Source organism: Gordonia asplenii (assembly GCF_012933505.1).
In the GTDB taxonomy this organism is placed as follows: domain Bacteria; phylum Actinomycetota; class Actinomycetes; order Mycobacteriales; family Mycobacteriaceae; genus Gordonia; species Gordonia asplenii.
The window spans coordinates 1-21,238 of the sequence record NZ_JABBNB010000021.1; the positions used below are offsets into that span (position 1 = coordinate 1).

General features: G+C 65.2%; 15 protein-coding genes. 9 read left to right on the forward strand and 6 right to left on the reverse strand.

Features of this window, described 5'->3' with window-relative positions; translation table 11 throughout:
• Positions 1–86: 86 nt before the first annotated feature.
• Together HH308_RS18535 and HH308_RS18540 are read right to left on the reverse strand one after the other, a co-directional pair.
• Entirely contained in the window at positions 87–740 is a 654-nt protein-coding gene (locus HH308_RS18535; protein ID WP_170195813.1) for a DUF3089 domain-containing protein, read from the reverse strand.
• Positions 741–794: 54 nt separating this feature from the next.
• Complete coding sequence (locus tag HH308_RS18540) at positions 795–2,753, reverse strand: FUSC family protein (protein WP_170195725.1); 1,959 nt, start codon at positions 2,751–2,753, stop codon at positions 795–797.
• 348 nt (positions 2,754–3,101) lie between these two features.
• On the opposite strand from HH308_RS18540, the gene HH308_RS18545 reads away from it, so the two are divergent.
• The 6 genes from HH308_RS18545 to HH308_RS18570 all read left to right on the forward strand — a co-directional run bounded on the left by HH308_RS18545 (position 3,102) and on the right by HH308_RS18570 (position 10,643).
• The gene (locus tag HH308_RS18545) at positions 3,102–4,223 is read left to right on the forward strand and encodes an NDMA-dependent alcohol dehydrogenase (protein ID WP_170195726.1); all 1,122 of its coding nucleotides are present in this window, start codon (positions 3,102–3,104) and stop codon (positions 4,221–4,223) included.
• 219 nt (positions 4,224–4,442) lie between these two features.
• Positions 4,443–5,939 carry an aldehyde dehydrogenase family protein gene (locus HH308_RS18550; RefSeq protein ID WP_170195727.1) on the forward strand — a complete coding sequence of 499 codons (1,497 nt, stop codon included), beginning with the start codon at positions 4,443–4,445 and terminating at the stop codon, positions 5,937–5,939.
• Positions 5,940–5,979: 40 nt separating this feature from the next.
• Complete coding sequence (locus HH308_RS18555) at positions 5,980–7,125, forward strand: NDMA-dependent alcohol dehydrogenase (RefSeq protein WP_170195728.1); 1,146 nt, start codon at positions 5,980–5,982, stop codon at positions 7,123–7,125.
• Between the two features lie 22 nt (positions 7,126–7,147).
• Positions 7,148–8,362 (forward strand): CaiB/BaiF CoA transferase family protein, encoded by a 1,215-nt coding sequence (locus tag HH308_RS18560; RefSeq protein WP_170195729.1) that lies wholly within the window; start codon positions 7,148–7,150, stop codon positions 8,360–8,362.
• Positions 8,362–9,180 (forward strand): SDR family NAD(P)-dependent oxidoreductase, encoded by an 819-nt coding sequence (locus tag HH308_RS18565; protein WP_170195730.1) that lies wholly within the window; start codon positions 8,362–8,364, stop codon positions 9,178–9,180. Before HH308_RS18560 ends, HH308_RS18565 begins: the two co-directional genes overlap by 1 nt.
• A 20-nt stretch (positions 9,181–9,200) precedes the next feature.
• Positions 9,201–10,643, forward strand: a complete 1,443-nt coding sequence (locus HH308_RS18570; RefSeq protein ID WP_170195731.1) for an aldehyde dehydrogenase — start codon at positions 9,201–9,203, stop codon at positions 10,641–10,643.
• 391 nt (positions 10,644–11,034) lie between these two features.
• Here HH308_RS18570 and HH308_RS18575 read toward each other — a convergent pair whose 3' ends face one another.
• Positions 11,035–13,968, reverse strand: coding sequence for an AMP-binding protein (locus HH308_RS18575; protein WP_170195732.1), 2,934 nt, complete (start codon positions 13,966–13,968; stop codon positions 11,035–11,037).
• Between the two features lie 2 nt (positions 13,969–13,970).
• A complete protein-coding gene (locus HH308_RS18580; RefSeq protein ID WP_170195733.1) occupies positions 13,971–15,545 on the reverse strand; it encodes a class I adenylate-forming enzyme family protein in 1,575 nt (524 codons plus the stop codon).
• A 215-nt stretch (positions 15,546–15,760) separates the two neighbouring features.
• Here HH308_RS18580 and HH308_RS18585 point away from each other — a divergent pair, with 215 nt between their 5' ends.
• The 3 genes from HH308_RS18585 (at position 15,761) to HH308_RS18595 (ending at position 18,713) form a co-directional block, all read left to right on the forward strand.
• Positions 15,761–16,735 carry an alpha/beta fold hydrolase gene (locus HH308_RS18585; protein WP_170195734.1) on the forward strand — a complete coding sequence of 325 codons (975 nt, stop codon included), beginning with the start codon at positions 15,761–15,763 and terminating at the stop codon, positions 16,733–16,735.
• 138 nt (positions 16,736–16,873) lie between these two features.
• Positions 16,874–17,809: an alpha/beta hydrolase gene (locus HH308_RS18590; protein ID WP_170195735.1), complete on the forward strand. Its 936-nt coding sequence runs from the start codon at positions 16,874–16,876 to the stop codon at positions 17,807–17,809.
• 97 nt (positions 17,810–17,906) lie between these two features.
• The gene (locus tag HH308_RS18595) at positions 17,907–18,713 is read left to right on the forward strand and encodes a helix-turn-helix domain-containing protein (RefSeq protein ID WP_246284704.1); all 807 of its coding nucleotides are present in this window, start codon (positions 17,907–17,909) and stop codon (positions 18,711–18,713) included.
• A gap of 26 nt (positions 18,714–18,739) precedes the next feature.
• On the opposite strand, the gene HH308_RS18600 is transcribed toward HH308_RS18595, so the two are convergent.
• Positions 18,740–20,152: an alpha/beta hydrolase domain-containing protein gene (locus HH308_RS18600; RefSeq protein ID WP_170195737.1), complete on the reverse strand. Its 1,413-nt coding sequence runs from the start codon at positions 20,150–20,152 to the stop codon at positions 18,740–18,742.
• Between the two features lie 179 nt (positions 20,153–20,331).
• Positions 20,332–21,204: a helix-turn-helix domain-containing protein gene (locus tag HH308_RS18605; protein ID WP_170195738.1), complete on the reverse strand. Its 873-nt coding sequence runs from the start codon at positions 21,202–21,204 to the stop codon at positions 20,332–20,334.
• Positions 21,205–21,238 lie beyond the last annotated feature (34 nt).

Genomic DNA, 21,238 nt, shown 5'->3' on the forward strand with positions numbered 1-21,238 from the left:
CTAGCGCAACGCACTCCTCGTGCCGCCGGTGGCGCCTGTTCGATGGCACCGGGGTCCGGCAGTCGTAGCGAGATGCGTCGTCGACACTAGTGCGTCGATGTCCACGACTCGGTCTGCTGTTCGACGATGCTGACCAGGCGGTCGAGGCCGAATTGGAAATCAAGCAGGTGCGTCTGGTTTCCCGGCACGTTTGTGTTCGTCGAATAGGCGACGACACAGCCCGCTTGACCGCGTCGAGTACAGATCGGAATATTGCGGAAGTCACCGCCGTGCGTGCGACCGCGCTCGGTCATCACGTTGCCCCCGAGGAGCACGGCGCCGACCATTCGCGCACGCAGGGTTGGGTTAGGGTCAATCTGCTCGCGGATCAGCCGTCGCAGCATCAGCGTTCCCTGAGAATGACCGATGAACACGATGCCGCGTCCGTGGTTACTCGTCGCCAGGTACTCTTTCCAGGCAGCTTCCACGCTGGCGTAGGCCACATCGGTCGGGTACCGCCACCCGTACATGACCGGATAGACGCCCGGCAGGGTGACTTGTCGATACAGCGGCGCGAAGATTCGGCACGCCGGCGCGAAACGCGCCGCCTGCATCATCGTCACCGTGTTGATATCAGGCGTCGAATGCAGCGGAGCGTTGATGGTGGGGTCAGATGTCGCAGTCGGATAGACGTAAAAGCAGTCGACGGGCTTAGCGGATTTGGGATTCTCAGCCGGGGTGGTCTTTCTCCCGGTTGACAGGTCTGTTGAATACCCCGGCTTCGGGCCGGGGTATTCAACGCAGTCGAGGACGAGTCAGTGGCGATCCAAGCCACCGACCAGGGTGGCCAGTTCGGCAGTCGACTCGCCGGCAGACTCTACCGCGATCACCAGATTCGACGTAGCTCCGGCGTGGGGATGCCACGGCTCGAAGGTGGGCGCGGTTGTCTCATTCTGGATCGACTCGGCGATGGCCTGCAGGCGACCGGCGAATTCCTCGGACTCGAGGCGTACCTTCTCGCGGCGATCCGCATCCGGTCCGGTGGCGAATGCTGCCATGACCGAAGTCTGCCGGGAGATATTCGCGACAGCGGGCGTCAGCGCGGCGATCTTGTCCGCCGACCATCCGCCGCTAGCGACGCGGCGCGGTTCGGCGGAGGCACGGTGCACCGCTTCGGTGAACTCCATTCGGGCGATCCGTGATCGCGCGGTCGCGTGAACCACTTCCGCGTCGGCCGCGGCGTCGTTGGGCTGCTCGGACAGATCGGCGATCGCCCGCAGCCGTTCGGACTCGGCCCGCAACAGCGCGGTGAGCAGGCTCGACAATCGGGAACCATGCCACGTCGGGGCGATCAGATAGACGACGAATGCGAGAACACAGCCGGCGAGCGTTTCCACGCCACGGGTGATCGCACCGGCGGGACCTACGGTCAGGGCAGCAATCCATGCAACCACCCAGAACATCGTGTACGCCTGTCCGCAACTGCGGAACGCCAGATAGCCGAAGTACAGCACAGTGAGAACCAGCGCATGGACGGCCAGTGTGCTGGGGAGAAACGACAGTGCGATGCCGAGGCCCACGCCGAACACCGTTCCGATGGTTCGACTGATACCGCGCGACATCGTCTCGCCGTAGTCGGGAAACAGGATCAGCACCACCGCGACGACCACCCAGAAACCGTGGCCGCGCAGGACCAGATCGGCAGGTGTCGCCTGACCGATGGCCAGGCCGATCAACTGAGCTACGACTCCGGCACACGCCAAGCGGAGACCGTGCTGCATCATCGGGGACGACAATCGCAGCTCCGCGCGAACCAGATCCAGCGCCGACGGCGGCCGATGCCGACTGGCGGTCGATGCCTCGACGTCGGCGGGAAGTTCTGTCGAGGCAATGCTGCTCGCGGTGTTGACGGCCCGGACGAGTGCGTTCGACAGCCGATCCGCATCGGTCTGCTCGTCGAGCACGATCTGCTCGGCATTTACGAGTCGCCCGCGCTGCACTCCGACCGCGATCGCACGGCATCGCCCGCTGATGGCGTCCAGTGTCGGCCGGTCCGCGGCGTCGTGGCGATTGTGCATGGCCTGCAGGAGCTGACCGATCTCCTCGGCGACCTCGACCAGTTCGGTCAGCCGCCCCACTTCGTGGCTTCGCCGGTGGCTCACCAGCGCGAGACTGCGATCCGCGGTGAGGATCGCCGGGCCGTATGGACCGTCGGTGGCCAACGCCCGATACAGGTCGGCTACTGCCACCCGCTGCGTCGCATACGCGGGTTCGATCGGCGGCAGGAATTGCGCGACCATCATGATCAGTCCGCCCGCCGCAAACAGGCCCAGCTCCGTCAGTCCCGTATGCCACGAAGTCGTTATCTCCGCGAATGCGAGGAAGATGATCGTCACAACGATCACCCGCATGCTCAGCCCGACAGTCACCGACCGCAGCAGTCCGCCGGCCAACAATCCGATGAATAGGACGGGCAGGATCACCCACCAGATCCCGTGGACGACCACACCCAGAAATAGCGCTGCAATTTCTCCGAGCGTCGTCAACGACACTGCGGATAATCGCGGCCGGTTATGCGGCATGACCGCCGCGATACCGGCGAGGAATGCTCCGACGCATACCAGGGCCAATCCACCTATCGTTCCAGTGAGATATCCGACAATCGTCGCCACCGTCATTCCGACAGCGACCCGCAAGAGTCGCGCGGGGTCCTTGAGCGGTGGTTTGGGGCGCATTTCACGCAGCGCATGATCCAGGATCGACGGTAGTGACATCGTGGCTCCTTAAGGCCGTGTCATGTCACCGATTTGAGCGGACTGGCACGGGGCCGTCGTAGTTGTAACCGACCGATACGACGATGTGTACGCATGGTCTTTAGCAAAAGAATATCGCCCGAGCGAAATGGAAAGCAATTGGAAAAAGAGCAACCATGGATTCGACTGTGGTAAAGGATCCACCGTCGGGAAATCGGTTCGTGGCCGTCGAAGACGCGATTCGCAAATCGTCACTTGGCTCGACCGACCAGGCCGCCTAGTGTCTGGTTATTGGGTGACTTAGGTCACGAACGCACAGCGCGGTGCGCGTGCCAGGTGGCCGCGGGTCGCTCGACGAGGAGGACAGAAATGACAACCACCAGGGCTGCGGTACTGAAGTCGTCACCGGGACGGCTGGAGATCGTCGAACTCGAGATGGCTGACCTGCGTCGGGGTGAGATTCGCGTGAAGATGGCTGCAGCGGGCCTCTGCCACTCCGACGACCACTTCGCGACCGGAGACCAGACGCCAGGGATCGTTCCCATCGTGATGGGTCACGAGGGTGCCGGCGTCGTCGAAGCGGTCGGCCCGGAAACATACGGCTTCGAGGTCGGCGACCACGTCGTGTTTTCCTTCCTCCCGGTCTGCGGCAGATGCAAATGGTGCGCGAAGGGCATGCAGAATTTGTGCGATTTGGGTGCCTTCCTGTCGACCGGTTCCCGTTTCGAAGAGCCGGGTACCTATCGACTCTCGCTGGACGGTGAGCCGGTCGGAGCGCTCGCGAGCCTCGGAACATTCGCCGAACGCGTTACCGTTTCAGCGATCTCGGCGATCAAGATCGACAAATCTATTCCGCTCGACGTCGCGTGCCTGACCGGCTGCGGGGTCGGCACCGGATGGGGATCGGCGGTCAACGCGGCTGCGGTGCGCCCCGACGAGGTCGTGATCGTGATGGGTATCGGTGGCATCGGAATCAACGCCGTACAGGGAGCTGCGCACGCGGGCGCGGCCGCGGTGATCGCCGTCGATCCGGTCGAGTTCAAACGAGAGTGGGCGCTGAAATTAGGTGCCACCCACGCCTTCGACAGCATCGACTCCGCTGCGGAGTTCGCGCGGTCGATCACCAACGGTCAGGGTGCGGACTCCGCAATTGTCACTGTCGGTGTCACGACGGGCAAGCACATCGGACAGGGTCTCGACGCCATCCGAAAGGGCGGAACGTGCGTGGCGGCGGGTATCGGTCACAGCCACGTCAAGGAGGGCGACATCGACCTGCACCACCTGATACTCGCTCAGAAGCGACTGCAGGGCGCCCTGTTCGGCGCCAGCTCGCCGACCACCGACATTCCGGCACAGCTCGCGATGTACCAGCAGGGACGGCTGCACCTCGACGAGCTGATCACCACCCGCTACACGCTGGACGGGATCAACGAGGGCTTCGACGACATGAAGGCGGGCCGCAACATTCGCGGCGTCGTGATCTTCGACTGACGCAGGCGGCGGCCCTGGCCATTCGCCTCGGCGCAGAAGCGTCGTAAGTCGAATCACAGTGGCGCAGAACACCTCCCAGGCCAACAGACTCCAGAACCAACGAACTCCAGAACCAACGAACTCCAGAACCAACGAACTCCGGGACCGACGCACGCCGCGGCGGCGACCGGTCCGGCACACATCGTCCGCGGCACCAATTCAATTCCACGAGGAGAGTCGATGACTTCCACATCCACCGTCCAACTCGGTCAGGCCCGCAATCCGAAGGTCGCCGCGTGGCTCGACGGTCGCAAGCCGTCGTTGCTGATCAACAATGAGTGGGTGCCGGCCCAATCAGGCAAGACGTTCGACACCGTCAATCCCGCTACCGAGCAGGTTCTCGCGGTGGCCGCCGAGGCAGCCGCCGCTGACGTCGACGCCGCGGTCAAGGCCGCGGGTGCCGCGTTCACCGAGGGGCCGTGGTCGAAGATGGGGCCGGCGCAACGCGCGCGGCTCCTGCGCGCATTCGCCGCGCTGATCGAGGAGAACACCGACGAACTCGCCGAGCTCGAATCCCTCGACAACGGAATGACTTTCGCGACTGCTCAGGCGTTCATCGGGGTCGCGGTGGAGAGCATGTACTACTTCGCCGGTGCTGCGCAGCAGATCTTCGGACAGACCAGCCCGTCGGCGCCGACCAACTTCAACTACGTGCTACGAGAGCCGATCGGCGTCGTCGGCGCGATCATTCCGTGGAACGCCCCGATCACCGCGGCCGTATGGAAGATCGCTCCCATTCTGGCGGCGGGGAACACGATGATCCTCAAGCCGGCCGAGCAGACGCCGCTGACGGCTCTGCGGTTGGGGGAGTTGGCGATTGAGGCGGGACTGCCGGCCGGAGTGCTGAACATCCTGACCGGTTTCGGTCCCGGAGCCGGTTCGGCGATCGCCGAACACCCGCAGATCGACAAGATCACCTTCACCGGTTCGGTACAGACGGGCCGCACGATTCTGCGGGCCTCGACCGGCAACCTCAAGCGAGTCACGTTGGAATTGGGTGGCAAGTCACCCAATATCGTGTTCCCCGACGCGGATATGGAAGGCGCCCTTGCCAATTCGTTGGCCGGGTTCGCCACGATCAGCGGTCAGGTGTGTGTCGCGGGTACCCGGTTGTTCGTACAACGCGACATCAAAGACGAGTTCGTGGAGAACCTGTCGGCCTACGCCGCGGGTATCAAAGTGGGTGATCCGCTCGACCCGGAGACCACGATGGGACCCTTGGCGTCGCGGGAGCAGTACGAACGCGTGACCGGCTACCTGGACCTCGGCAAATCTGAGGGCGCGGTCGCGGCAAGCGGCGGAAATGCGATCGACGGCAAGGGCTACTTCGTGCAACCGACCATCTTCGATGGCGTCGACAACTCGATGCGGATCGCTCAGGAGGAGATCTTCGGGCCGGTGGTCTCGGTGATCCCGTTCACCGACGAGTACGACGCGGTGTTGCAGGGCAACGACACCACCTACGGTCTCGCAGCGGCGGTGTGGACACGCGATGTCAGTCGGGCCCACCAGGTCGCGCGGCAGATCAAGGCCGGGACGGTGTGGATCAACACCTTCCTCGAACTCGATCCGACGATGCCGTTCGGTGGCTACAAGGAATCCGGCCTCGGACGCGAGTTCGGCGCCAACTGGTACCAGCACTACACCGAAGAGAAGTCCGTCTTCCTCAAACTCTGACCCAAACCTCCCGTCGACTACCAAAAACTAGGAGCACAACGTGAAGACCAAAGCCGCTGTCGTATACGAGCCCGGCAAACCCATGGAGATCGTCGAATTGGAACTCGACGGTCCCCGCGAGGGAGAGGTGCTGATCCGGTACCTCTACGCCGGACTGTGTCACTCCGACGTGCACATCGCCCACGGCGACCTCGACGCTCGGCTCCCGATGGTGATGGGCCACGAAGGTGCCGGTGTCATCGAGGAAGTCGCGCCAGGCGTCACCCGGGTCAAGCCGGGCGATCACGTCGTCTGTTCGTTCATCCCTAGCTGTGGCACCTGCCACTGGTGCGCGACCGGACAACAGGGCATCTGCGACTGGGGCGCGGGCATCCTGGAAGGCAGCCTGCCGGGCCCCAACGCCGGCGCGGGCGACCTGGCCGGCGGACGCTTCGCGTTCACCGGCCCGCGCGGCGACTACGGTGCGATGTGCATGCTCGGCACCTTCAGCCAATACGCCACCATCCACCAGAATTCGGTGGTGAAGGTCGCCGACGATCTCCCGCTTGACAAAGCGGTGCTGGTCGGCTGCGGCGTACCGACCGGCTGGGGATCGGCGGTCAACGCGGCGAATGTGCAGCCGGGGGAGACCGTGATCGTCGCCGGTGTCGGTGGCATCGGCATCAACGCTGTTCAGGGAGCTCGGCTGGCCGGCGCACAGACGTTGATCGCCGTCGATCCGCTCGAGAACAAGCGCGCCGCGGCACTCGAGCTGGGCGCGACCCACGCGTTCGCCACGATGGAAGAAGCCGCCGAACTGGCGCGCAGCCGCACCAACGGCAACGGCGCCCAGAAGGCGATCCTGACGGCCGGGATCGTCGACGAGCAGCTGGTGTCCGAGGGCTTCGCAGCGATCGGCAAGGCAGGCACCCTGGTCGTGACCGGTGTGGGTGGACCCTTCAGCCGAAAGACCGTCAGTCTTGCGGGCTCGGAACTCACCTTCTTCAACAAGACCGTCAAAGGTACGACGTTCGGTCATTGCAACCCGACGACCGACATTCCGCGGATCCTCGACCTCTACCGGACCGGTGACGTCAAACTCGACGAACTGATCACCCGCCGCTACACCCTGGATCAGATCAACGAGGGCTACGACGACCTGCTGTCGGGCAAGAACATTCGCGGCATCGTCGTACACGAGCACTGAGACGCCGAGCTGAGGAGGAGCCATGGCTGGACCACTTGACGGCATCCGGGTCATCGACCTGACGTCGAACGTGATGGGACCATTCGCGTCGCTTCAGCTGGCAGATATGGGCGCCGATGTGTGGAAGGTCGAGGCGCCGGGTGGCGACGCCATCCGCACCGTCGGGCCCTATCGCCACCGGGGGATGAGTTCGAACTTCCTGCATCTCAACCGGAACAAGCGGAGCATCGCGCTGGATCTCAAACACCCCGACGGTCAGGCGGCGGTGCGCAGGATGATCGAGTCGGCCGACGTGGTGATGCACAGTTCACGCCCGAAGGCTATGGCCCGCCTCGGCCTGTCTTACGCCGACGTCGCTGAGCTCAACCCGCGCATCATCTATTGCGGCGCATACGGATTCGGGCAGGATGGCCCGTACGCGGATCGCCCGGCCTACGACGATCTCATTCAGGCTGCCACCGGAATGACGGTGCTGCAGAGTCGACGGTCGGGGCCACCGCAGAATGTGGCCACCCCCATCGCCGATCGGGTCGTCGGGCTGGCCGCCGCCATGGCGGTGCTGGCGGCTCTCGTCGAACGCGACCGCAGCGGCGTCGGCCAGGAAGTGCAGGTGCCGATGTATGAGACCTTCGCCCAACTGGTCATGGGCGATCACCTCGGCGGGTTGAGTTTCGAACCTCAGCTCGGCGATTGGGGATACGCCCGGTCGCTGGATTCGGGCCGCCGACCGTACCGGACGAGCGACGACGGCTACGTGGCGGTCAACATGTACATCGACAAACACTGGCATGCGTTCTTCGAGGTGTCCGGTCACCCGGAGATGATCACCGACCCGCGCTACGCCGACGTTCACGCGCGGATTGAGAATCAAAGCGACCTGTACGACTTCCTCGGCAGGACGTTCGAGACCAAACCAGCTGCGGAATGGATGAAGCTCCTCGTCGACGCCGACATTCCCGCGATTGAAATGAACACGCCCGCAACGCTTGTCACCGATCCACACATGGCGGCCGTCGACTTCTTCGCGCAGGAGCAACATCCGACCGAAGGCCTGATCCGCACCATCGGCATCCCGCAGCGGTTCAGCCGCACCGAACCGGCGCTCCGACGACACACGCCACGGCTCGGCGAGCAGTCGGTGGAATTGCTCACCGAAGCCGGATACACCGCGGACGAGATCACCGAACTGGTGAACCGCGGGGTCGCCATCGTTGCGGATGACCAAGAGGAATCATGATGTCGGACAACATATTCGGAACCAAGCGACTCAACGGAAAGGTGGCGATCGTCACCGGAGCGACGGGCGGGATCGGGCGCGGAATCGCCCTGGCCCTCGCCGCGCGCGGGGCCGCCGTCGCAGTGAACGGCCGCAACGAGCAGAAGGCCGCCGCCGTCCTCGACGAAATCGAAAGCGTCGGGGGCACTGGGATATTCGTGCCCGGTGATGTCCGTGACCGAGATGGGATGACTGCGGTGGTGGCTCGAACCGTCCAGCTGCTGGGCCGAGTCGACATCGTCGTGCCCAACGCGGGCGGTAACGACGATGAAGCCCGCGATCCGCGAGTGCGTGGACCGTTCGCCGGAATCGACCTCGCGCGCGCGACGGCCTTCGTCGGTGAAGCGCTGTCGGCGAAGCTGAACATCGTGCAGGCCGCGGTGCCCCACCTCGTAGAACACGGCGGCAGCGTGGTGTTCGTGACTTCCGAAGGCGGCCGCGAACCGACACCGGGCCAGACCGCCATGTCGGCATTCGCCGGCGGACTGGTGATGACGAGCAAAGTGTTGTCGAAAGAGCTTGCGCGCGAAGGGGTCAGAGTCAACTGCGTGTGTGTCACCGTCGTGCGGGACTCACCGTCGTGGGCCGCGGTCTTCGACGGCGAGACAGACGTCTCGCCCCAGCACCGCAAACAATACGAACGCATCGTGCAACGCAGTCCACTCGGGGTCGCGGCGCCGGGCGACATCGGCGACGTCGTTGCCTTCCTCGCCTCCGACGAGTCCCGCTTTCTCACCGGCGCGGCGCTGAGCCCCACCGGCGGGCTGACCGTTCACTGACCAACCAAAGGGAGAAGCACATGTGGCAAGGAAACTACTCGAAGCTGTTCATCGACGGCGAATGGACCGCGCCGTCGACCAGTGAGACGGTCGCGGTCATCTCGCCGTACACCGAGGAACCGATCGCGCACGTGGCGGTCGGAACGCGTGCCGACATCGACGCGGCGGCGCAGGCCGCGCGACGAGCCTTCGACACCGGACCATGGCCGCGGATGCCGCTGACGGAACGGTTGGCGATCCTGCGGCGCCTCGTCGACCTGCTCGAAGCGAATGAACAGACAATGGCCGAATTGGTGACCTCCGAAATGGGTTGCCCCATAACACAATCCATCGGAATCCAGGCACAGCGCCCGCGCGCCATTCTCGCATCGGCCATCGACATGGCCGGCGACTATCCATTCGACGTCGTGCGCGACGCTCCGACCGGCCGGGCCCGCGTCACCCGCGAGGCCGTCGGCGTGGTGGCCGCCATCGTGCCGTGGAACGCACCGCACCTGATCACCATGATGAAGCTCGCGCCCGCGCTCATCACCGGATGCACAGTGGTACTGAAGCCGTCTCCGGAAACACCCCTCGACGCGTACCTGTTTGCTGACCTCGCGCAGCAAGCGGGTCTTCCCAACGGCGTGCTGAACGTCGTCACCGCGCATCGCGATGTCAGTGAATACCTGGTCACGCACCCCGCGATCGACAAGGTGTCGTTCACCGGATCCACCGGCGCGGGCCGCCGCGTCGGTGCACTGTGCGGTGAGCTCGTGCGCAGGTGCACGCTCGAGCTCGGCGGCAAGTCCGCCGCGATCATCCTCGACGACGCCGACGTCGACGCCGCCGTGCGCTACCTGGTCAACGCCGGCTACCGCAATACCGGTCAGGTCTGCAGCGCGAAGACCCGCGTCGTCGTCCCACGGGGCTTGGCGAAGGATCTGGTCGACGGACTGGCAGCCGCCGTCGCGCCGCTGCCAGTCGGTGATCCATTCGATCCCACAACCGAATTCGGACCGCTGGTGACCGCGCGTCACCGCGATCGAGTGGAGGGATACCTGGCGGCCGGTCTCGCGGAAGGCGCGCGTGCCGCCCTTGGCGGCGGTCGGCCCGGTGCGCTGAATCGGGGCTGGTTCGTCGAGCCGACGCTGTTCACGGGAGTTCAGCGCGACATGCAGATCGCACAGGAGGAGATCTTCGGCCCGGTATTGTCGGTGCTGGAGTACGACGACGAAGACGACGCGATCGCCATCGCCAACGACTCCCAGTACGGATTGAACGGGGCGATCTTCTCCGCCGACGTCGATCACGCGGTCGCACTCGCCGACCGGATCAGGACCGGCACGGTCGAAATCAACGGCAATCCGGTCGGGCTTGCGGCGCCGGTCGGCGGATTCAAGACCAGCGGCATCGGCCGGGAGCTCGGACCCGAGGGCTTCGACCCGTTCACCGAGTTGAAGTCGGTCGGTTTGCCGCGGTAGGGCGGAGATCTGCGCCCGTTCCACCTCGGCACGAGCGCTGTTCCCATGTTGATTGAGCGAGCGCAGCGAGTCGAAATCCACCTCACGGGGGTTTCGACTCGCTGCGCTCGCTCAACCGTCGGTGGGGAAGTTCTCGCTCAACCATCGGTGGGGGAGCGGGTGCCGATTGAACACAAGGCAACCACCATCTGCCGGTTGAGCCGGGCCGAAGCGCGGGTGCCCACGCCTCGATGTTCGATTCCCATCACAGTTCGACACGTGTGCCACCGTCAAATGCATTGTGGTACAGAGGTTTCGACACGCTCGTCGCTAGCGCTCCTCGCGGCTCAACCAGCAGATGGAGTGCCCGGACCGGTGAAACCAGCCTCAACGAGCGGAGGGCAGTTGTCTTTCAGACGTTCGACGGCGGTGCCTCGACCGGTTTCGTCGAATTCGGTCGGTATTCAGCCCGATTGGCGTCGAGCACCCACGTGGCCAGGACAGTGGAAGACGACGCGGGACTCGTACGACCGTGCGAGTCGAGCGCGATGTCGTCGACGATTGTCACCATCGCGGGCCAGGCGTGCACGCTGAGCCGGCTCAGCGCCGACGTCAAGTCCCAGCCACGCAGCCCGTCGACGCCGGGACGCAGGGTGAGGGTGGCACTGATGCGCGGCGCTCCGTCGACGATCACGAGATCGACAGCGGGAATCTCCTCCAACGCGGCGCGGACGGTCGACGGTGCGATATCGCCGTCGGCGGTCACCACCTGATCGGCGGCGTCGCCCACGATCACAACTCCGTCGTGACTTGTCCGGGCGAGCACACCGACGACGTGCCAGTCGTCGGTCGGTGTGAATATGCCGTGCACGCTGCGGTCGGAGTCGCGATGAGAAATGCTGTCCGACAACAGCATTCCCGTCTCACCAGCCGTGCATCGGCGACCGGAACCGGTGCGGTCGAAGCGCAGCCGTTGCGCGCGCACGTCGTACTTCGCGATCGCGAACGACGGCGTGCCGGGCGCACGCTTACGTACCGCGTCCGGTCCGGTAGTGCCGATCAGTACCAGTTCGGCTTCCGGCCCCAGATACACGTCGTCGACGACGGAAATTCGGAATCGGTCTCGTGCACGACGCGACAGGTTCGACGGCATGTCGGCACCGACAAGCGCGCGCACCGGATGGCGACGTTCCAAGGGATGCGGTGGTGCGTCGACGATATCGCGCAGATCGGCACCCGCGTACGACACGTGCGTCGCACCGTACCGGCGGATCTCCCGCCAGAACTGATCGGCATCGGCAGCAGTCGACAATGCGATACGCGCGCCTCTGGCCACCGCGCCGCCGAGCGCGAGCAGCTGCGTCACGCGATGGTGCAACGGGGACCGAAGGTACACGGTGTCGTCGCGTGTGACGGGCGCACCCTGCGCTGCCGTCAGCCAGCGCTCATTGCTGATTCCACGCGCGATCGGCGTGCGACTCTCGCCGACGAGATCGAAGAAGATGAATGCCGATTGACCGGTTCGCGCGGGGCCGGGCTCGTACCACTGGGGCAGTGCGGCTCGTCTGACGTCGACGTCGGGCAGTGCGCGGACATCGGTGCTCGACACGGACCCTGACGGGTCGGTGCAGAACCACGGGATTGTTTCGGCCTCGGCACGATGCCCGGTATTCTCGTCATCGGCCAGGACCCACTGCACATCGCCTGCCGCCAGCTGCTCGGACAAGTCGCAGTCGTCGCGCAGCATCACTGCGACGGCGCCGATTCTATTGAGCGCGAACAGGATCGTGAGTCCGGACAGGTGCGTGGACGTGAGGAGTCCGACATGGTCGTCGCGCCGGATACCGACCGCGCACAGCCGTGCCACCGACTCGTTGATCGAATCGTCGAACTCGCGATTGCTGACGACGACCCCGTCGACGAAGATCGCCGGCACGAATGGATGCTGTGTGCCGGCCGCGGCGAGCAGACCGGCCGCGGAGACGGCGTCGGAGCCGAGCGCGAAGGACAGCCGGTCGGCCAGGCCCACCTGATGCGCGGCGTCGCGGGCGGTTGTGCGTAAGACGCCTACGGCGTCGTCGACGACGCCGGCGGCGGTCGTGACCACCGATACTGCGGTATCGACGACGCCGGTGATCCGATTGAGGATCGGCCCGGGGCGCCATTCGCCGAGCGACGTCGTCTGATCGACCGGCACGACCGCACCGGGCGAGGGAGCGGCGCCACCTCGCCAGGCCAACCACTCCGCGACGCGGGGCCAGGTGTTCCGTTTGGCGCCCGAACTGGCGATGATGCCGAAGTGGCCGGTGCTCAGCGCGAGTTCGTAGACATCGGCGAACGGGGCGGCGTCGGCGACCGCACGGATCGTCGCAGGGTTGCCCAGCGAGTCGGCGTCGCCGGTGGCGACCAGGACGGGATTGGTCATGTCGGCGAGCGTGACGACGCGATCGCCGATCACGATGCCGCCGACGAGCAGTCGGCGATTGGCCACCCAGTCCATCAGGTCTTCCAGGGCGGGACCCGGGTAGGACGTCCACCCCTTGCTGTCCAGGAATTGGCGCTGCTGTTCGTTGGGCAGCAACTTCTCGCGATCGTCGAGTTGCTTGACGTATTGGTAGTTGAACTGGGCGTTCTTCACCGGATCGGTCAGCTTGGTGAGCGTCCGGGCGACGTCCTTGGGGAGGAACAGCCGCTGGAACACCCCGCTCTGCCGGATCCCTCGAGCGACCGTCGAGTAGGTCTTCGTCGACATCGGGATCGACATCGGAGTGTCCGGCTCCCAGACCACCGACGAGCCGTAGCTGACGACCGAGTCGACACCGTCGGAGTGCCGCAGCGCGGCCGCGAGATAGCTGAAGAGCCCGCCCTGTGAGTAACCGCTGAGCACGACGTCTTTGCCGGTGATCTCGCGGACGTGATCGACGACCTCGCTCACGGCCGAGACATAGTCGGCGACATTGCGTTTGAGTCCGCCCTCGATGTCTTCGGGCCGCCCGAAGTCGACCACCCACACATCGATGCCGTGTTCGTGGACCGCTCGAACCGGCCCGGTTCGCGGGGAGGCGTCGTACACGTCTGCCAGAATCATCAGCGGCGGCACGAAGACCAGGGGCGGCATCGGTCCCGCAGTGACGTCGTCGGGGAAGTAGCGCCGCAACGAGTAGCCGGTGCCTTCGACCACGACCGAGTACGGCGAGTAGACCTCGTCGATCGCCAGTCCGCCGAACCTGAGGTACTCGTAGACGTTGCGTCCCGTGTCGCCGACATGGGCGATCAGCTGGGCTGCCTCGTCGGTCGAGGTGGGGACCGCGCCCAGTGCCGCGGCGATCGGATTGGGGGGTCTCACTGCTACCGCTTGGTGCTGTCGCTGCCGAGCACCGAATACTCCGCTCGGAGAACATGTTTGAGGACTTTGCCGGATGCGTTGCGGGGCAGTTCCGGGACGATGACGAAGTACTTGGGGATTTTGAACTTCGCGAGCCGGTCGGCGAGGTAGCGGCGAATCGCTTCGACGTCGATCGACGCCTCGCCCGAGGCCACCAGAATCGCGGCACCGACCTCGACGAACTTCTCGTCGGGCACGCCGACCACGGCGACGTCCTCGACCGACTCGTGCCCGGCGAGTACCTTCTCGATCTCCGCCGGATAGATGTTCTCGCCGCCGCTGCGCACCATGTCCTTGGCCCGGCCGGCGAGCGTCATGAAGCCATCGGCGTCGAAGCGGCCCAGATCGCCTGTGCGGCACCAGCCTTCGACGAAGGTCTCGGCGTTGGCCTCGGGACGGTTCCAGTAGCCGACGCTCACGCCGGGATTGCGGGTGAAGATCTCGCCGACCTCGCCGATCTCGACCAACTCGCCGTCCGGCCGCCGAATTTCCAACTCGCCCAACGGATTCGGGCGACCGACGCTGGTCTCGTGGCCACGCGCGTGCGAGTGCTTGAGCAAGCAGCACACCATTCCACCTTCGGTGAGCCCGTAGGTCTGATCGAGCAGCACACCGGGGAGGCGTTCCTCCAACTCGTCGTAGATCCACGGCAGGACGGTGTCGCCGCCGGCCACCAGTTGATGCAGGGTCGGCGCGACCACTTCTTTGAGGTCGTCGCGTCGCATCAGTTCGTAGAGCATGTGGGAGTACACGAAGGCCAGCGTCGCACCTTGCTTGCGGCCGATCTCCAGATGCCGATCCAGGGTGAACCCTCCTGAACCGAGGAAGATGCCGGTACCGTGCATAAGCATCGCGGGCAGTACGCAGATCTCCAGCGCCGCCGCGTGAAACATCGGCCCCGAGGTCTGCGCGACCGACGTCGAGTCCAGCTTCCACATCAGCGCCTGGATGGATGCCAGCCACAACAGATTGCCGTGCGTCAAGACCGCGCCCTTGGGCAGACCGGTCGTCCCCGACGTGTACATGATGGTCACCGGATCGTCGGCGTCGAGCTCGGGGAATGTGCCGATCGAATCGACCTGCGCGAAGGAGTCGAACGACTGCGCCCAGGTGGGGACGTCGCCGCCGGCCGGGCGAGCCACATACGTGTGGATGGCGGGGAGCACGTCGCGCACCGTGTCGATGCGCTCGGCGAACTCGGCGTCGAGGATCAGCAACGACGACCCGGAGTCGTCGAGGAGGAAACGCAACTCCTCGCCGGTCAGGCGCCAGTTGAGCCGGACAGCGGTGGCGCCCACGCGGGAGATCGCGAAGAAGAGTTCGGCGTACTCGATGCAGTTGCGCATCAGGATCGCCACTCGGTCGCCCCGGTTGACTCCGGCGTTCTGCAGCGCGGTCGCATAGCGGAACTCTGCGGTCCGGAGCTCTCCATAGGAGATCGGTGCCTGATCCTCGAATGCCAGCGCGGGCTGTTCGGGACTCGCCACCGGTACCTGCCCGGCGACTGAGTCGGTGATCCAGTTGAGTGTGGTGCCCATGAGACGACCCTTCTCGAATATTCCGACGTGATGGAGGGTGGATTTGTCCGGTGCTTGTGAATTGAGTCACAGCTCTCTGCGAAAGAAGACTAATCACGACCCGGTATCTCGTCAACTGACCTATTTCGAAGCATTGATTCGAACCTGTCGAATCGCCTGACTACGTGAGCATGGAGAATTGACAGATGGTTACAAATCAGGCTAGGAAAAGGCCTATGCCCACTTTCCTTGAATCGCTTTCCGATGTCACAGTCAGCGCACTGCAGCCGGTGAGCCCGTTGCTTGTGCGCCTCTGGGCCTATCCGGCCTTTTCGGTGCCGTTGGCGCTCGGTGTGGACGCCGGAATCAGGACCCAGCGGTGCGGTGGACGGCTACTCGGCGCCCGTACACACCAACAGGCGGGACCGCAGGTGGCATGGCATGAAGGTGGCAGCGGACCCGCGGTGCTGTTGCTCAACGGATTCACCGCCGACGGCGACACCTGGCCGCAGGCATGGGTCACGGAGTTGGAGCGGACGCACCGGGTGATCCGCGTCGACAACCGCGGTACCGGGGAGTCGGGGTCCTCGCCGCGACCGTATCGACTGGCGGACATGGCCGACGACGCATACGACGTGGTGCGCGCGTGCGGCGAGGAGTCGGTCGTCGTGTTCGGCCTGTCGATGGGCGGCATGATCGCCCAAGAACTGGCAGTCCGGCACCCCGAAGTGGTAAAACGGCTGGTCCTGGCCGCATCGATACCGCCCGTGCCGGCCTGGGTCGCCAGTGAGTACGGCGTCGGACTGGCGGCGAAGATCACGATGGGACGTCGGCGCCGAGACCCTGCGGCCGAGCCCGCGGCCGAAGTGGGCCGAGCGTTGATGGCCTTCGCCGCGCCGGGTTTCACCGTGTCCGAAGACGAGCTGCGGCGGCTGGGCACTCAGGTGTTGAGCAACCCCACGACGCCGGTCGCCGCCATCTCACAAGCTCGGGCCATCAACGGATGGTGGAATCCGAGTCGACTCGCATCGATCACGGCGCCGACGACGGTGGTGCACGGATTGGCCGATCGCGTGGTGCCGATCGCCAACGCCCGCAGACTCGCTCAGTACATCCCCGATGTCGAGTTGGTCGAAGTTGCCGGATGTGGTCACATGGTGCCGTGGGAGGCTCCAGAAGTTCTCCTCCACGCAATTGCCGGCGAGGCATGAGCGCTATCCAGCGAAGGGGGGTGCTGAGCGCACCTACCCTATTTCGCGACTGGTCGGATACCTTGATTACAAGGTCGGAACAGCAGACCAGAAACGCCAGTCGCGCGTTTTCCGAAATAATGCCGCCAGGAGGAAGACATGGCACTCGACAAAGTCCGTAACGTGAAATTGAAGGCGCTGTATTGGGATATTTCCGCCGACGTCTATTTCCCGCCGAACTTCGACGAGAATGAAAAGTATCCGGCGATTATCAGCGCGCATCCCATCGGCAGCTGCAAAGAGCAGACGTCGGGAAATGTCTACGGCACCGCCCTGGCCGACCAGGGATTCGTCGTCATCGCATTCGATGCGAGCTTCCAGGGCGACAGCGGCGGTGAGCCGCGGTTCATCGAGGACCCCACGCTGCGCGTCCAGGACTTCAGCTACGTCGTCGACTACCTGGTGACGCTGCCCTACGTCGACGCCGAGCGGATCGGTGTGCTGGGGATCTGCGGAGCCGGTGGCTACTCGATCAACGCGGCGATGACCGAGCGCCGGATCAAGGTGGTCGGGACCGTCGCCGGCGCCAACTACGGCCGACTCTGGCACGAGTCGTTCAGCGGATACGATCCGATCGGATCGTTGGAGGCGATCGCGGCGCAGCGTACCGCCGAGGCACGTGGTGAAGAGCTGCGCGTCGACGACCTTTTGCCGCCGTCGCCGGAGAAGGCGCAAGAGCTGGGCTACACCGAGATCGACGTCTACGAGGCCACCGAGTACTACCGCACCGACCGCGGACGTAAGCCGCACGGACTCAACCGAGCATTGTTCTCCCATCAGGCCACCGCGGTCGGCTGGGACGCCTTCAACCGCGCCGAGGTCCTGCTGACCCAGCCGCTGTGCGTTGTGGTCGGCGACAAGCCCGGCGCATTCGGTTCCTACCGAGACGGTGTCGAGATCATCCGCCGCGCACGCTCGACGAACAAGGAACTCGTCGTGGCCGAAGGGTGGTCGCACTACGACCTCTACGACAAGCCCGAGCCGGTCGCTACCGCGCTGGGCGCGCTGGTGCCCTTCTACCAGAAGTTCCTGTAGGCCGACGATCGAGTCCTGCTCATCCCGCAGTTGACACCGCGGGTCGAGTACTACCGTGGAGGATGTGGATTCCACGGTCGAATTGAGAGAGTTCCTCATGAGCCGGCGAGCAAAGGTCTCGCCGGCTCAAGTCGGCTTGCCTGCCGGCGGGCGACGAAGGGTGGCGGGCCTTCGACGTCAGGAAGTTGCGACGTTGGCGGGGGTGAGTCCGGACTACTATCTGCAGATCGAGCGAGGTCGGGCGCCGGGAGTCTCTGCCGAGGTACTCGGGTCGATCGCCCGGGTGCTGTTGCTCGACGACACCGAGCTGGACTATCTCTTCGAGCTGGCCGGCCTGCCACCGCGCCGCGCGGAGAGTTCGCCGTCGACGGTACCGACGATGGTGCAGTCGATGATCGACTCCATGGCGACGATGCCGGTGATCGTGTTGGACCCGGCCCTGCACATCGTGGCAGGCAATCGTCTGGGCAATGCCCTGTACGCGGAGGTCATCGAAAGGTCGCCGCACGTTCCGAACCTCGCGCGTTTCGTATTCCGTGACGAAGCGGCTCGACAGTTCTACGCGGAGTGGTCGGCGATGGCCGATCATGCCGTGTCACTGCTGCGCGCGGAGACGGCACGCCTGCCCGGCGGGCCGGCCGACGCAGTGGTCTCCGAGCTCATGACGACGAGTCCGGACTTCGCGGCGAGGTGGCACACGCACGACGTGGCCCGGCACGAGGTCGGCATCAAAGTCATCAACCATCCGAGTGCGGGTCAGCTGCGGCTCGCCTACCAGGGGCTCGACATACCGGGGGGACAGGGATTGCGAGTGTTCGGCTACACCGCGGTCGCCGACGATGCGGACACCGTGGCGGGGTTGTCGAGGTTGGCCACCGACGCGCTCGAAATAGCCGGGTTGTAGTCGACGCCCCGGTCGGGTCGGGCTGGTCAGCCGCGTTGCGACCTCCAGTCGATCTCGGCGATGGCGAGGATCTCGGCGCGGTCGGCGTCGAGGAGGAATCCCTGCGCGATCGACGTGTCGAGGGCGTCGGTGAACTGCCGGAGGTAGTCGGTCATGCCGTGGGAATAGCGCGCGGCGAGTTCGACGGCGTCGAACGGCCGGGTGATCCCGAACAGGAAGGCGAAACCACTGCCGCCCTGCCCGACGCCGGCCAGTGTGGCGACCGGGGCGTCGACCCACGGGGTACGCACGCCGCCCAGCGCGATGCCGCGCTTGTCGCGGTCCAGGTCGTCGACGTCGTCGCGCAGTGACAGTCGGGGTGCTAGCGGTGGGGGCGAGCCCTCGTCAGCCCAGCGAACGAGGTGTTCGATCGCCGCCTGGGCGACATAGTGCTGTTGCGGTCCGGAGTTGATCGGCAGCTCGGTCGCTGAGCCGAGAACCTCCGACACCGGTCGCAGTGCCGCGGCCAACCGCTGGACCGACGTTCCGTCGTCCTCATTTGCTGCCATCAGGTACGTGTCGGCGTGTGCGGTACCGGCGATTTCCCAGACGCGGATGCGATCGGTGTCCGGCTGCCGGAGCCGGCCCGCGCGCGACAGCGCGACGTCGGACTCGCTCTGCAGGACGAACACGGGGACTCGGGGATCGTCGCGGATGGGAACGGGGGTTTGGGCGGTGAACATTCTGACTGCGTCGGCGACCTGGTCGGATTCGACGGCGGCGGGTGTCGCCAGTCCGGTCGTCAGATCGGCGGCGACCGCCGGTCGACCGTGCACCAGGTATCCGTCGATCACGCGAGCTGCCGGATCGACCGCGTTGATGTAGGTGACCAGGAACATCGCTGACTGGGAGTGCCCGATGGCGAGTATCTGGTGCGCGCGTTCGCCGCCGAGCACATCGCCGGCGCCTGACCTCAACAACTCCGCGACCTGGGTGAAGATGTCATAGCTGTATTCGTCGCCCGGGTGAGCGAGACAGCGGTATCTGTCGGCGTCGAGCGATTTGAGGTTGTGGCCCGCAACGAAGCCGCCGCCGTCGATGCCGGCGCGCTGGGCCGAGACTCCAACCCACGCGTGGCCGCTCCGGATGAGGTGGCGATGAACCAGCCCCCAATCGGGTGCCATGTCCGCGCCGGTCGACACATTGAGCCATTCGACGACGACGGTACCGCTGAATTTTGTGGAGTCGGTGGGCCGCCGGACGCGCAAGCGGGTCGCGAACGGTGCATTGCCGTCGAAGTCGGCCGTCCAGTCGGTGTCGTTTCGCCGACGGTACGCACTCGCGGTGCCCCGCAGAATGTACTCCCGATCGACGTAGCCCAGGGCCTCGAGGTCGTATCGCAGAGGTGCTACGTCAGGGATGGGACCCGACAGCGCTTCGACCTCGGGCATATCAGACATCAGAAATCCCTCCGTGAGCACGCGTCGTACCGGCCGCGACGGACGCGGCATTCCGTACGGGAAAAGTGTTGTGCGCAAACCCTATTGGCGAACCAGGGCGGTATTCAAGTGACATCTTTCGAAGTCGGTCTTCGATGGGACGAAAGCGGGTGGACTCAGCACGGCGCGTCACGCCCAGTTCAGTGTGAGACCGAGCCCGACTTGGGCGCCGAACTCCAGCTGGCCAGCAGCCGGAGGGCCTCATCGTCGGCCGATCCCGGTTCTGCGGCGTAGGCGACGAGGGACAACCCGCCCGGACCGTCGATCTCCAGCGCTTCGTAACTCAGGGTCACCTCGCCCACGACGTCGTGGCGAAAGCGCTTCACGCCACGACGATGTGCACGCACGTCGTGTGCGGCCCACCGTGTCCGGAATTCGTCACTGCGTGTGGCCAATTCGCCGACCAGATTGGTAATCGCGCTGGCATAGGGGGTGCGGGCGGCGGCGAAGTGAAGCAGGGCGACGGCGTCGTCGGCAGATTTCGACCACGCCGGAAAGGTGTCCTCCGCGTGGGCGTCGAGGAAGAGGAATCGCGCCAGATTCGGTGCGTCCGTTGCACGTTCGAAGACCGGCGCGTAGAGCGCGCGGCCGAGTGCGTTGGCGGCGACGATGTCGAGCTGTGGGTTCTGAACCAGCGCGGGCGATCCGGCCATCGACTCCAGGATGAGGCCGATCGTCGGCGGAACCTGTTGCCGCGACGATTGCCGAGATGTCTTGCGGCCGCCCGATTTCGCGGTCGCGGCGCGGGCCAGATCGAACAGGTGGGTGGTCTCCTCTTCGGTCAGCCGCAATGCGTTCGCTATCGCCTGGAGCACCTCGTCGGAGACGCCCGCGACCTTTCCGCGTTCGATCTGGATGTAGTACTCGGAGCTGACACCAGCCAGCGTGGCGACCTCTTCGCGGCGGAGACCGGCGACGCGGCGGCGGGGCCCGGAGATCAGACCGACCTGCTCGGGGGCGATCTTGGCCCGCCGCGTGGTGAGAAAGCCCTTGATGTCTTGCGCGAATTCCATATCGCTAGGCTAGGCCGCTCGGCGGGCCGGATGC